Origin of the sequence: Kitasatospora sp. MAA19 (genome assembly GCF_029894125.1) — a bacterium.
Classification (GTDB): Bacteria; Actinomycetota; Actinomycetes; order Streptomycetales; family Streptomycetaceae; genus Kitasatospora.
This window is the reverse complement of record NZ_JARXYZ010000014.1, coordinates 21,655-34,479: the sequence shown is the minus strand read 5'-3', so window position 1 is coordinate 34,479 and position 12,825 is coordinate 21,655. Positions and strand designations below refer to the sequence as shown.

The 12,825-nt window shown below is 74.0% G+C and carries 13 protein-coding genes; 6 read left to right on the top strand and 7 right to left on the bottom strand.

Going from position 1 to position 12,825, the window contains the following annotated elements; genetic code table 11:
• From P3T27_RS21770 to P3T27_RS21760, 3 genes are all read left to right on the top strand, one after another.
• The gene (locus P3T27_RS21770; protein ID WP_280680929.1) at positions 1-1,293 is read left to right on the top strand and encodes a M48 family metalloprotease; all 1,293 of its coding nucleotides are present in this window, start codon (positions 1-3) and stop codon (positions 1,291-1,293) included.
• Positions 1,294-1,323: 30 nt separating this feature from the next.
• The gene (locus P3T27_RS21765; protein WP_280680924.1) at positions 1,324-1,746 is read left to right on the top strand and encodes a MarR family transcriptional regulator; all 423 of its coding nucleotides are present in this window, start codon (positions 1,324-1,326) and stop codon (positions 1,744-1,746) included.
• Positions 1,747-1,837: 91 nt separating this feature from the next.
• Positions 1,838-3,022 carry a PP2C family protein-serine/threonine phosphatase gene (locus tag P3T27_RS21760; RefSeq protein WP_348534120.1) on the top strand — a complete coding sequence of 395 codons (1,185 nt, stop codon included), beginning with the start codon at positions 1,838-1,840 and terminating at the stop codon, positions 3,020-3,022.
• Positions 3,023-3,081: 59 nt separating this feature from the next.
• On the opposite strand, the gene P3T27_RS21755 is transcribed toward P3T27_RS21760, so the two are convergent.
• Complete coding sequence (locus P3T27_RS21755; RefSeq protein ID WP_280680922.1) at positions 3,082-3,873, bottom strand: SDR family NAD(P)-dependent oxidoreductase; 792 nt, start codon at positions 3,871-3,873, stop codon at positions 3,082-3,084.
• 294 nt (positions 3,874-4,167) lie between these two features.
• Between P3T27_RS21755 and P3T27_RS21750 the strand changes: the two genes are divergently transcribed.
• A complete protein-coding gene (locus tag P3T27_RS21750; protein WP_280680920.1) occupies positions 4,168-4,689 on the top strand; it encodes an SgcJ/EcaC family oxidoreductase in 522 nt (173 codons plus the stop codon).
• A gap of 207 nt (positions 4,690-4,896) precedes the next feature.
• On the opposite strand, the gene P3T27_RS21745 is transcribed toward P3T27_RS21750, so the two are convergent.
• Positions 4,897-5,826 (bottom strand): NADP-dependent oxidoreductase, encoded by a 930-nt coding sequence (locus P3T27_RS21745; protein ID WP_280680917.1) that lies wholly within the window; start codon positions 5,824-5,826, stop codon positions 4,897-4,899.
• A 149-nt stretch (positions 5,827-5,975) separates the two neighbouring features.
• Here P3T27_RS21745 and P3T27_RS21740 point away from each other — a divergent pair, with 149 nt between their 5' ends.
• Together P3T27_RS21740 and P3T27_RS21735 are read left to right on the top strand one after the other, a co-directional pair.
• Entirely contained in the window at positions 5,976-7,373 is a 1,398-nt protein-coding gene (locus P3T27_RS21740; protein WP_280680915.1) for a LuxR C-terminal-related transcriptional regulator, read from the top strand.
• Between the two features lie 85 nt (positions 7,374-7,458).
• Complete coding sequence (locus P3T27_RS21735) at positions 7,459-7,893, top strand: protein-tyrosine phosphatase family protein (protein ID WP_280680910.1); 435 nt, start codon at positions 7,459-7,461, stop codon at positions 7,891-7,893.
• A gap of 244 nt (positions 7,894-8,137) precedes the next feature.
• On the opposite strand, the gene P3T27_RS21730 is transcribed toward P3T27_RS21735, so the two are convergent.
• The 5 genes from P3T27_RS21730 to P3T27_RS21710 all read right to left on the bottom strand — a co-directional run bounded on the left by P3T27_RS21730 (position 8,138) and on the right by P3T27_RS21710 (position 12,801).
• Positions 8,138-8,983, bottom strand: coding sequence for an urease accessory protein UreD (locus P3T27_RS21730; RefSeq protein ID WP_280681201.1), 846 nt, complete (start codon positions 8,981-8,983; stop codon positions 8,138-8,140).
• Between the two features lie 191 nt (positions 8,984-9,174).
• Positions 9,175-9,795, bottom strand: a complete 621-nt coding sequence (ureG, locus tag P3T27_RS21725; RefSeq protein WP_280680908.1) for an urease accessory protein UreG — start codon at positions 9,793-9,795, stop codon at positions 9,175-9,177.
• Between the two features lie 161 nt (positions 9,796-9,956).
• The gene (locus P3T27_RS21720) at positions 9,957-10,682 is read right to left on the bottom strand and encodes an urease accessory UreF family protein (RefSeq protein WP_280680906.1); all 726 of its coding nucleotides are present in this window, start codon (positions 10,680-10,682) and stop codon (positions 9,957-9,959) included.
• Positions 10,679-12,403 (bottom strand): urease subunit alpha, encoded by a 1,725-nt coding sequence (gene ureC / locus P3T27_RS21715; RefSeq protein WP_280680904.1) that lies wholly within the window; start codon positions 12,401-12,403, stop codon positions 10,679-10,681. Before ureC ends, P3T27_RS21720 begins: the two co-directional genes overlap by 4 nt.
• Positions 12,403-12,801, bottom strand: coding sequence for an urease subunit beta (locus P3T27_RS21710; RefSeq protein ID WP_280680902.1), 399 nt, complete (start codon positions 12,799-12,801; stop codon positions 12,403-12,405). The genes ureC and P3T27_RS21710 overlap by 1 nt, the downstream gene beginning before the upstream one ends.
• Positions 12,802-12,825 lie beyond the last annotated feature (24 nt).

Below are 12,825 nucleotides of genomic sequence, written 5' to 3'. Positions count from 1 at the left end.
ATGGACGACACCGAGACCACCGCCCCCGCCGGGAGCGCCCCTCCCGGCCGCGAACCCGCCTACCGTGAACCCGTCGGCCGTGAACCCACGGGGAGCACCTCCGCCGGCCTCGAACCCCCGGACTTCACCCCCGCCGAGCGCGCCCGCGGCCGCGCCCTGCGCCGCGCCCAGCTGCCCTGGGCACTGGGCGGCCGACTGGCAGGCCTGGCCCTGACCCTGCTGCTCGGCCTCACCCCGGTCGGCGCCGGCCTGGTCTCCGCCGTCGGCGGCTGGTTCGGCGGTTCCCGGACGGCCGAGGTGCTGGCGGGCGCGGCCGCCCTGGTGGTGCTCGGCCAGGCGCTGGGGTTGCCGTTCGGCGCCCGGGTGCGGGCCGTCCGGGCCCGGTACGGGCTGGTGACGCAGGGCTGGGCCGGCTGGGCCGTGGACGCGCTGCGCGGCCTGGGACTGACCCTGGTGCTCGTCCTGCCGCTCGCCCTCGGACTGTTCGCGCTGACCGCCTGGTCGCCGCGGCACTGGTGGCTCCCGGCGGCGGGCGCGGCGGCGGTGCTGACAGCGGCGCTGTCCTTCCTGCACCCGCTGCTGATCGAGCCGGTGTTCAACCGCTTCACCCCGATGCCGCCGGGCCCGCTGCGCACCGACCTGCTGGCGCTGGCCGAGCGGGCCGGCGTGCGGGTGCGGGACGTCCTGGTGGCGGACGCCTCGCGGCGCACCACCGCCCTCAACGCGTACGTCTCGGGGCTGGGCACGACCCGCCGGATCGTCGCCTACGACACGCTGCTGTCGGCGGCCGAGCCGCGCGAGGTGGAGCTGGTGGTGGCGCACGAGTTGGGCCATGTGAAGCACCGGGACGTGCCGACCGGGACGGCGCTGGGCGCGGTGGGCGCGGCCGCGGCGGTGGCCGTGCTGGGCCTGCTGGGCGCCTGGCGACCGCTGCTGTCGGCGGCCGGGGCGGCGGATGCGGCCGATCCGCGGGCGCTGCCGCTGCTGGCGGCGTGCGCGGCGCTGCTGGGGGTGCTGTCGGGGCCGGCGCAGTGCGCGGTGAGCCGCCGGATCGAGGCCAGGGCGGACCGGCACGCACTCGAACTCACCTCGGACGCCGAGCAGTTCGTCGCCATGCAACGTCGGCTGGCGCTGGTGAACGTGTCCGATGTCGACCCGCCGAGGCTGCTTGAGCTACTGTTCGCCACTCACCCGAGTGCGACCCGCCGGATCGCCGCTGCCCGCGCCTGGCAGGCCACCCAGGGGCGGGCCGCCCCGGAGCGGCGCGCGAACCCGGGCGATTCCGTTGTATAGTGCAACAAATATCGAGGAGGTAGGAACGCCGTGCCCGGCCGCCAGTCGTCCATCGACGCCATTCAGCGCGAGCTGACCGCCTTCGCCCGCCGTGCCCGGCACAAGGCCTCCCAGCTGCACCCCGACCTCTCCCTGGTCACCTACAGCATCCTCGACCTGATCACCGAGCGCGGCGGCTGCCGGGCCGCCGACGTGGCCACCCACTTCATGCTCGACAAGTCCACCGTCAGCCGCCAGGTCACCGCCCTGGAGAAGCTCGGCCTGCTGCGGCGCGAGGCCGACCCGGACGACCAGCGCGGCCAGATCCTGCGCGCCACCGAGGCCGGGCTGGCCCTGCTGCGGGACGCCAACGAGCAGCGCCGGCTGGCCTTCACCGCCCGCTTCACCGACTGGTCCGACGAGGACGTCGCCCGCTTCGCCGGCTACCTGGCCCGCTACGGCGAAGAGGGCTGACGCTACCCAGCGCGACCGGTCCCCGGGGCCGGCCGAAGCCGGGGCGCGCCCGGGGATGCGCCGCACCGCCCCGACGGTGTACAGAGGAAATGTGCCACTTCGGCAGCGTCCCTGCGACCCGCGCCCCCGCGACCGCCCGCGCGACCGCCGCCGCTCCCGGCGGCCCGACCATGGCGTGCTGACGGGGCTGTCGCTCGCGCTGATCCTCGTGATCACCGTCGTCGACATCCTCTCCCCGCCCCAGGTCCACCTCGGCCCGCTGCTGATCGTCGCCCCCGCCCTCACCGCCTCCTTCGCCGGCGCCCGGGCCACCGCCGGCATCGCCGTGCTGGCTCTCGCCGCGCTCACCGTCATCGGCGCCATCCGGGAAGGCCTCACCAGCGCCAACATCGAGACCCAGCTGAGCGCCCAACTCGTCGTCTCCGCCCTGATCGTCGGGCTGCGAGTGCTGCGCGAACGGTACGAGCGCGAGCTGGCCCAGGTCCGCTCGGTGTCCGAGGCCGCCCAGCGGGTGCTGCTGCGCCCACTGCCGGCCCGGATCGGGCCGCTGCACCTGGCCTCCGTCTACCTGGCCGCCGAGGCCGAGGCCCAGGTCGGCGGCGACCTGTACGCGGCCGCCCGTACCGCCACCGGCACCCGGCTGCTGGTCGGCGACGTCCGTGGCAAGGGCCTGTCCTCGCTCGGCGACGCGGCCCTGCTGCTCGGCGCCTTCCGCGCCGCCGCCCACCTGCACGCCGACCTGCCCGGGCTCGCCGCCTACCTGGACGGCAGCGTCTGCTGGGACCTCGCCCAGCTCGGCGAACAGACCCGCCGGCGCCGCCTGCGCGGCGAGGAGCCGGACGGGACGCCCCTGCCGGAGGACAGCGGCGAGTCCTTCATCACCGCCGTGCTGCTCGACATCCCCGACGACGGCACGGCGGTCCGGCTGATCGACTGCGGCCACCCGCCCCCGCTGCTGCTGCGCCCCGACGGCATCACCGCCGTGGCCGCCCGCCACCCCGCGCCGCCGCTGGGCCTGGGCGACCTCGCCCCGCTCCACTACGAGGTGGAGACCTTCCCGTTCCGCCCCGGCGACCGGCTGCTGATCTACACCGACGGCGTGATCGAGGCCCGGGACGCCCGCCGGCGCTTCTACCCGCTCACCGAACGCGTCACCGCCTGGCAGGACGAGCGCCCGACCGCCCTGCTGCACCACCTGCGCCGCGACCTCCTCGCCCACGTCGGCGGGCGGCTGGACGACGACGCGGCGATGGTCCTCGTCGAGCGCCTGCCCTGACGGCCGATGGCCGGTGACCGGTGACCGGTGGCTGACGGCTGACGGCTGACGGCTGACGGCTACTGCGCGAGGTACCCGCCGTCGACGGGCAGCACCACGCCGGTGATGAAGGAGGCCTCGTCGGAGGCGAGGAACAGGACGGCGGCCGCGACCTCCGCCGGAGCACCGAGGCGGCCCATGGGGTGGAGCTTCTCCATCGCGGCGAGGTACTCGGGCCCACCGGGTTCGTCGTACAGGCGGGCGACGCGTTCGGTGGTGATGGTGCCGGGCGCGACGGCGTTGACCCGGATGCCGCGGTCGGCCCATTCGACGGCGAGGTGCTTGGTGAGGCCGGAGGCCACGAACTTGGCGGGCCCGTACACCGCCTGGCCACGCTGGCCGGCCTCGCCGGAGATGGACGACACGCACACGACGGCACCTCCTGGCCGCTCCTGCGCGGTCATCGCCTGGATGGCGTACTTGCAGGTGAGGAACATCCCACGGCCGTCGACGGCCATGACGTGATCCCAGTCCTCGGCGGTGGCCTCGGTGAGCTCCATGAGCGGGATCACCCCGGCATTGGCCACCAGGACGTCGATCCGGCCGTGCCGCTCGACCGCGGCCTCGACCATCCGCCGCGCGTCCTCGTCCCGGGCCACGTCACCGACCACCGTACTGACGGCGTCCGGGAGTTGCTCCGCCAACCGGCGCAGCCCCACCGCATCGACATCGGCGGCCACCACCAACGCCCCCTCCCGGACGAAGCGTTCGGCAACGGCCCGCCCGATCCCACTGGCCGCCCCCGTCACCACACAGACCCGCCCGGCCAACCGCCCGGCCCCGACGCTCTCCGCTGCGCTCGCTGTCACCATGCCGGCGACTCTACCGACCGCGCACCATCCGACGCTGTCCCCAGCCGGCCGATTCCATGGGGCGAACGCCCAAGGCGACGCCCGTGGGACGCCGGCTATCCGCGCGACCGCTTGCTCAGGTCACTCCCGGCGCCCAGCCGGCGCTGCTCCCCCGGACTCGCGCGTCCCGGTGTCCAACCCCGAGGTGGAACGTCGGAATCGACGCTCGGTCGCCTCGACATGCCGGATCGCCTGTGCCGGGGGGAAGCTGGAATTGTCCCACAGACTGACCAGCGACAGCGCAGGAGGTACTCCATGAGGCGCACATACTCCGCCGGGGTCCTGGTCGCCGCCGCCGCCGTTCTGTTCACCGGAACCGGAGCGACGTACGCGGCCGGAACCCCCGCCCAACTCTCCGCCCAGCGCAGTGCTGTCACGAGCACCGCCCAGCTTCCCACCGAGGGGCAGATCAAGGCCTTGTTCGACCGGTGGAACGCGGCTTTGGCCACCGGCGACGCGAACCGGGTCGCGGACCTCTACGCCCCTGGTGCCGTGCTGCTACCGACGGTCTCCGCCGAAGTCCGCACCACCCGGGCCGGGATAGTCGACTACTTCAAGCACTTCCTGGAAAGCAAGCCCGTCGGCCACATCCAGGAGCAGTTCATCAACATCCTGGACCGCACCAGTGCCATCGACACCGGCCTCTACCAGTTCACGCTGACCAACAAGGACGGCAGCAAGACCAAGGTTGACGCGCGTTTCACCTTCGTCTACGAGCTGCGCGGAAGCCAATGGCTCATCGTCAACCACCATTCCTCGGAGCTGCCCACGGGCTGACGCCCGTCCGTCCGGCCCGTACGCCTGGCCTCCTGACCGTTGCGGCGGGCGGCCCGCTGCCGCCCGTACCCGGCCAACCCCGGACAACCGTTCGGGTGAGCGCATGTCGGCCGAACGGCGGATGGGCGTGACCACCGCGCTTCACCCGTCGCATTACTCCGCACGGGTGAGAGCGGGTGACGGCGGGTGACAGCGGGCACGGCCAGGTCAGACGGTGAGCACGATCTTGCCGCGCAGGTGGCCCTGCTCGCTGAGCCGTTGCGCCTCGGCCGCCTCCGCCAGCGGCAGCACCCGGTGCAGCGGCAGCCGCAGGGTGCCCGCCTCGTGCAGTGCGAGCACGGCGGCGTAGGCGCGCTGGTGGTAGGACTCCACCCCGTCCGCGCCGCCGCTGAAGCGGATCCCGTGCTCGGCGGCGCCCACGAAGTCGGCGATCGTCAGCACCCGGTCCGCGGCGCCGGTCAGCTCGACCGAGAGCGGCAGCACCCCGCCCTTGCCGACCGCGTCCAGCGCCCGGTCCACCCCGCCCGGCGCGGCGGCCCGCACCCGCTCCGCCAGGCCGTCGCCGTAGGCCACCGGGATCGCGCCCAGCTCGCGCAGGTGCTCGTGGTTGGCCTCGCTCGCGGTGCCGACCACGGTGACCCCGCGCGCCCGGGCCAGCTGCAGCAGCACGGTGCCGACCCCGCCGGCCGCGCCGTGCACCAGCAGCGTCTCGCCCGCCCGCACGCCCAGGACGTCCAGCGCCCGCTCGGCGGTCTCGGCCGCGGTCGGGATCGCCGCGGCCTCCTCCCAGCTCAGCGAGGCGGGCTTGCGGCCCAGGTGCCCGGCGTCGACGAGCGCCTGCTCGGCGTACGCGCCGCCCATGAGGGCGCCGAACACCTCGTCGCCGGGCGCCCACCCGGTCACGTCGGGGCCGACGGCCTCCACCACACCGGCCAGCTCGTAGCCGCCGACGTGCGGGAAGGCGACGGGGAACATCGCGGCCATCGAGCCGCTGCGCACCTTGTGGTCGAGCGGGTTGACGCCCACCGCCCGGACCGCGACCCGCACCTGGCCGGGGCCCGGGGCGGGCACCTCGATGTCGGTCGGGCGCAGCACGTCCACATCGCCGTACTCGGAGAAGGCGATCGCCTTGGTCATGGAAGGAATCCTTGCCGTTCAGGGGAGTTGGTTCTTCCGACGCCTCCATTCTGGGCCCCGGAGGGCGCCCGCCGAGCCCGCCGTTCGGCCGGTTGGACCTGTCCGAACGGCCAGGCGTCCGCCCCGGTCCCCGGGCTAGGCTGAACGGCATGGGTGACGCGGACGACAACGTGGCCGACGACTCGGCCGGCACCGCGACCGGGCGGGCGGGCGGGACCACGGACGAGCGCTGGCGCCGCCACTGGGGACGCCCCGAGGACGCATTGGCGCACGCCGTCGAGGTGCTGCGCACACCACGGCCGGGCCTGATGACCCGGCTCTCCGAGGTGATCGCCACCCTCGTCCCGCACGTGGCGATCGCCCAGCTCAGCGGCATCTGCACGTACTCCCCCACGATCGCCTTCGGCCTGCCCGAACCGGCCGGGGCCGTCAGCGGCCTGGAGCTCGCCCGGCTGGCCGAGGTGACGGCCGGTGCGACGGCGAACGGCCGGCCCTGGCAGGGCGAGACGAAGCTGGCCGGGCAGGTCCGGTCCGTCGTGGTGGTCGCGGCGTCACCGACGGACGCCAACACCGCGGTGCTGGTGCTGGTCCGGGGCGGCTCCGACGCGGTGGCGGCGGAGGCGCTCGCCGTCCTCCAACAGCTGTGGGACCTGCTCGTCGCCCACTCGCACCACCGCGCCACCGACGCCGGCCCCCACCACGCGGCGGCCTCCCGCGCCTCCGCAGGCTCCCGGGCCCGGGCGATCGCCGAGTTCACCGGCCTGCACAGCGCGGCGCTCACCGGGATCCTCTCGCCACTGCGGTCCGCCGCCCTGGACGACGCCACCGCGCGCCGCGCCGCCACCGAGCTGGCGGTGACGGCCCTGCTCGACCTGCGCCGGGGCGCGGACCTGGACCGGACGCTGAGCGAGGAACCCGCCGACGCCGCGTTCGCCCGGCTCGACCGGGAGCTGCGCCCGCTGCTGCGGCACACCCGGGTGCGGCTGGACGTGGCGCCGCCGGCGGAGGCCGCCCGGTCCGTACCGGCGGACACCGCGCACACCGCCCGGGACGCCGTCCGGGCGGCCGTCCTCCTCATGCTGGAGCAGGACGGCCTGACCAGGCTGCACGTGAGCTGGCAGTTCACCGGCGACACGCTGCGGGCGGTGGTGCGGGACGACGGCCCCGGCCTGCTGGCCGCCGACGCGCTCACCGTCCACCGCACCGCCGACCGGATCGCCGCCCTCGGCGGGCGCGGCACCATCGAAGCCGTCCCCGGCTGGGGCACCACGGTGACCGTCGACCTGCCGCTCACCCTGCCCGAACCGCCTCGCGTGACCGACCCGTTGGACGGGCTCCAGCCGCGCGAGCTGGAGGTGCTCGACCAGCTGGCGCAGGGCCGGCGCAACCGGGACATCGCCGAGGCGCTGCACATCAGCGAGTCCACGGTGAAGTTCCACGTCGCCAACATCCTGGCCAAGCTCGGCGTCGCCTCCCGCGGCGAGGCCGCGGCCCTGGCCCACCGGGCGGGCATGCCGGGCACGGCGGCCCTGCACGTGGCGTCCTGAACACCCGCCGACCCACCCGACCAATCCGACCCACCCGACCGCCCGACCGCCCGCGAGCAGTGAGGCGACCATCCTGAGGAGCGACGTGACCGATCCGACGACCTGGGACCCGACCGCCCCCGGCGTCCTGCGCCTGCCCTCCGGGCGACTGCTGCGCGGGCGCGGCCTCAGCCGCCCGCTGCCGCCCGGCCCGCAACCCTCCTTCGGGCTCTACCTGTTGGGCCACCCGCCGAGGCAGTTCGGCTGGGAGAGCCGGTGGGTGCGCTGGCCCGACTTCCGGCTCCCCGCCGACCGCGCCGACGCGGCCGACGCCTTCCGCGAGGCCTGGCGGCGATCGGCGACCGAACGCGTCGAACTCGCCTGCGCCGGCGGCCGCGGCCGCACCGGCACCGCCCTCGCCGCCCTCGCCATCCTGGACGGCGTCCCCGCCACCGAGGCGGTCGCCTACGTACGGGCGCACTACGACCGGCACGCGGTGGAGACCCCGTGGCAACGCCGGTTCGTCGCCCGGCTGGGCTGAGGCCTGGGGCACGTCCGCAGGTGTGCCGCCGCGCACACGGAGTACCGCACCGGGGTACCGCCGGGCGACGAACTGATCCGACTGCTCAACAGCTACCGCGCCCCAGCGCGACGTGACCTCGGCGTCGCCGAGTCCGCCGGCGCCCCAGCGGTGATCGGGCGGTAGGGAGCGGGCCGGTCGGAACCGGACGCGCTGAAGCCCGGCGAGGACGCCGGCCGGACCGGCCGGCCGGCGCCCCGGCGGGTCAGGTCTTGCGCAGCGCCGGGGCCGGGACGCCGATCAGCAGTCGGCGCACGGCGTCCCAGGCGGCCCGCTGGGCGGCGGCGCAGGCCCGGGTGTCGGAGCCGAGCAGGCGCAGCCAGGCGCCGCTGTCGTGCGGCAGGACGCTGACCCCGTACAGCAGGCCGCAGTCGGCCAGCGCCCCGTGCAGGGTGTCGGCGACGAGCGCCGCCGGGGCGAGCGGGGTGACGACGTAGAGGCTGGCCATGACGTCGTGGCCGGCCAGCACCGCCGGGCCGGTGACGCCGGCCGCCGACGGCTCCAGCCTGACGGTGTCAAGGGCCGTCAACTCGCCGTCCGGACGCCGGATTTCGAGGTCGGAGGCGAACACCTGGTAGGCGTTGCGCTCGCCCCGGGCGAGGCGGCCGGCCAGCACGGTCTCGCCGGCCAGCACGGTGGCGGTGGGGTCGACGGTGAGCACCGTGCGCTGGTAGAAGCGCGAGTCGACGAAGGGGATCACCGGCTCCGGCAGGTACTCGACGTAGGCGCGGGGCCCGGCGTCGAGGTTGACCAGCTGCGTCGCGTAGTCGAACTCCATCCGGTAGACCTTGGTGGCCGCCTGGGTGGTGAGGTGGGTGGCGGTGTCGGCGCCGCAGCGCAGGTCGGTCCGGAGCCGGTCGGCCTGGAGGATGCCGCCGCCGGTGGACATCAGGAAGGTGACGGCGAGGTCGGGGCGGGCCGGGTCGAAGTAGAGCGGGCGCATGATCTGCAGCGGCGACTTCTGGTAGTGGCCGGTGAGTTCGGTGCGCTCGCCGATCCGCTCGAAGGCGAGCTCCAGCAGGCCGACCTTTCCGGGGCGCCCGACGCCCAGGGTGTCGGGCGTCCCGGCGTGTCGGCGGACGACGTACGGGACGCGGGCCGGCTCGTAGTGCCGCGGGTCCAGGCGTGGCACGGCGGCGCCCGCTTCGGCGGTGGCTGCTTCGGCGGTGGCCACGACCGACGGGTCCGGGGCCACCGAGGCCTCGGCAGCGGTGTCCGGGGCAGGTGCGGCCGCGGTGACGGTCACGCGGGGACCTTGCGGAAGGTCTCCAGGAAGGTGGCGATCTCGTCCAGCCCGTGCCCGGTGAGGCAGTTGGTGAGCACGACCGGTCCGCCCTCGCGCACGCGGTGGGCGTCGGACTCCATGATGCCCAGGTCCGCGCGGACGTACTGGGCGATGTCGATCTTGTTGATGACCAGCAGGTCGGACTCGGTGATGCCCGGACCGCGCTTGCGGGGCATCTTCTCGCCCTCGGCGGTGTCCAGGACGAAGAGGAAGAGGTCGACCAGGACCGGGCTGAAGGTCAGCGTGAGGTTGTCGCCGCCGGACTCGAACAGCAGGGTGTCGACGTCGGGGAAGCGCTCCAGCATCTCGGCACCGGCCGCGAGGTTCATCGTCGGATCGTCCCGGACGGCGGTGTGCGGGCACGCGCCGGTCTCGACGCCGACGACCCGCTCGGGGTCGAGCACCCCGGCCAGGGTGCGGCGCACGTGCTGCGCGTCCTCCTGGGTGTAGATGTCGTTGGTGATGACCGCCGGGCGGTGGCCGCGTGCGATCAGCACCGGCACGAGGGCCTCGATGAGCGCCGTCTTGCCGGAGCCGACGGGCCCGCCGATGCCCACGCGGAGCACGTTCTCGGTCATGCTGTCTCCTCTGATGCGGTTCTGATGTGATTCCGGTGCGGTTCCGGTGCTGCCGGTACGGCGAGCACGGGCAGTGCGGTTGGTGCGGGTCACGCGGTCGGTGCGGGGTCACCCGGCCCGGCGCCGACGGGGGGTGCGCCACGGCGCACCCCCCGGACGGCTCAGCTGGCGAACAGCCGGGCCTCGGCCCGCTCGTGCCGTCCGGACATCGCGTCCGCCACCGGCACGCACCCGCCCAGGTCGTCCAACTCCCGGGCGAGGGCGGCCCGTACGGTCTCCTCGATCACCGGTGCCATCGCCCGCAGCACCACCTGCGCCTTGCGGTGGTCGGTCAGCCGCAACCGCAGGGCGGCGCCGACGAAGCTGGTGCAGAAGGCGAACAGGTCGCCGGCGGCGGCCTGTTCGACGGGCACGCCGGCCGAGGCGTAGGCGACCCCGGCGGCCACCGCCTGGGAGCCGGGGGCCTGCTTGGCGGCGACCAGTTCGGCGTACCGGTCCAGCGGCTCGCCGCCGACCGACTCCCGTGCGATGTCGAGGAGTTGGCGCCCGGTACGGGTGGAGGCCAGGCGCAGCTCGCGGTTGAGCTTGGTGGCGTGCAGCCGCTGGTCCACCTCGACCAGCAGGCCCCAGTCGCCGGCCCGGGCGGCGCGGTGCGCGAGGGCGAGCGCGGTCGCGTCGGACGGGCCGACGCTGTGGCGCAGCAGGTCGGCGAGCAGCTCGGGCACGGTGTCCGGGGTGACCGCCTTGGCCTGCGCATAGCCCTCCAGGCCGTGCGAGAGGGTGTAGAAGCCGCTGGGGAAGGCGGAGTCGGTCAGCTGGAGGCTGACCAGCAGGGCGTCAAGGCCTCCCGTGGACGCGGCGGCGGTCCGCTCCGCGACGCCGGTCACGCGAGGTAGAACAGGTGGTTGAGCGGGAGTTCGCGGGCGGGCTCGATGGTGGCCGGCTCGCCGTCCAGGGTGACCTTGTACGTCTCCGGGTCGACCGCGATCTTCGGCAGCGCGTCGTTGCGGACCATGTGCTGCTTGCCGACCGAGCGGCAGTGCCGCACGGGCAGGACGCGGCTGTCCAGGCCGAGTCGGGCCGGGACGCCGAGGTCGACGGCGGCCTGGGACATGAAGGAGACCCGGGTGGCCTGCTTGGCCCGTCCGAGCGCGCCGTACATCGGGCGGTAGTAGACCGGCTGCGGGGTGGGCAGCGAGGCGTTCGGGTCGCCCATCAGGGCCCAGTTGATGACACCGCCCTTGATGACCATCTTGGGCTTGGCGCCGAAGGAGTTGATCGGCCACAGCACGATGTCGGCGAGCTTGCCGCTCTCCAGCGAGCCGATGTGGTCGGCGGTGCCGGAGGCGATGGCCGGGTTGATGGTCAGCTTGGCGAGGTAGCGCAGGACGCGGAAGTTGTCGTTGCGCTCGGTGTCGCCGTCGAGCTTGCCGCGCTGGTCCTTGCAGTGGTGCGCGGTCTGGAAGGCGCGGGTGAAGGACTCCCCGATCCGGCCCATCGCCTGCGAGTCCGAGGAGAAGATCGAGATGACGCCCTCGTCGTGCAGGACGGTCTCGGCGGCGATCGTCTCGGCGCGCACCCGGGAGTCGGCGAAGGAGACGTCCTCGGGGATGTCGTGGCTGAGGTGGTGGCAGACCATCACCATGTCCAGCAGCTCGTCCACCGAGTTGACGGTGTAGGGCAGCGTGGGGTTGGTGGAGGACGGCAGGACGTTGGCCTCACCGGCGATCCGCATGATGTCGGGGGCATGGCCGCCGCCCGCGCCCTCGGTGTGGAAGGTGTGGATGGTGCGGCCGTCGATGGCGGAGAGGGTGTCCTCGAAGAACCCGCCCTCGTTGAGGGTGTCCGTGTGGATGGCCACCTGGACGTCGTACTCGTCGGCGACGCTGAGCGCGCTGTCGATCGCGGCCGGGGTGCTGCCCCAGTCCTCGTGCACCTTGAGGCCGCAGACGCCGGCCTCGACCTGCTCTCGCAGGGCGCCCGGCAGCGAGCCGTTGCCCTTGCCGAGGAGGCCGACGTTGACCGGGAGGTCCTCGACCGCCTGGTACATCCGCCCGATGTTCCACGGGCCGGGGGTGCAGGTGGTGCCGTTGGTGCCGTCGGAGGGGCCGGTGCCGCCGCCGATGAGGGTGGTGATGCCGTTGCTCAGCGCCTCCTGCACCTGCTGCGGGGCGATGAAGTGGATGTGGGTGTCGATGCCGCCGGCGGTGGCGATCAGGTGCTCGCCGGAGATCACCTCGGTGCCGGGGCCGATCACCAGCTTGGGGTGCACGCCGCTCTGGGTGTGCGGGTTGCCGGCCTTGCCGACGGCGGTGATGAAGCCGTCCTTGACGCCGATGTCGCCCTTGACCACGCCGAGGATCGGGTCCATCACGACGACGTTGGTGATCACCAGGTCCAGGGCGCCCTGGGCGGAGGTGGCGGCCGGGTCCTGGGCCATGCCGTCGCGGATGCCCTTGCCGCCGCCGTAGACGGCCTCGTCGCCGTAGTGGCCCTGGTTGAAGTCCTTCTCGATCTCGACGACGAGGTTGGTGTCGGCGAGGTGGAAGCGGTCACCGACGGTGGGCCCGAAGAGATCGGTGTACTGCTTGCGGGACAGCGTGGCCATCAGCGGTCGCCTTCCTTGTGGTCGAGGTTGGTGCCCTTGAACCCGAGCGCGATCGCCCGGTCGATCGCCCGGGCGCGGGTGTCGGCCGACCTGATGCCGCCGTCGACGAGGTTGCTGAAGCCGACCAGGCGGCCGTGGCCGCCGAACTCGGCGAGCGTGACGTCCTTGGTGTCGCCCGGCTCGAAGCGGACGGCGGTGCCGGCCGGGATGTCCAGGTGCTTGCCGTAGGCGGCGTTGCGGTCGAAGTCGAGGGCGCGGTTGGCCTCGAAGAAGTGGTAGTGCGAGCCGACCTGGATCGCCCGGTCGCCCGTGTTGCTGACCGTGATGGTGACCTGGGCGCGGCCGGCGTTGATCTCCACCGGGTCGTCGCCGTACAGGTACGTGGCGCCACCAGACATGGCTGGCCCTTCCTCTCTGTCGGT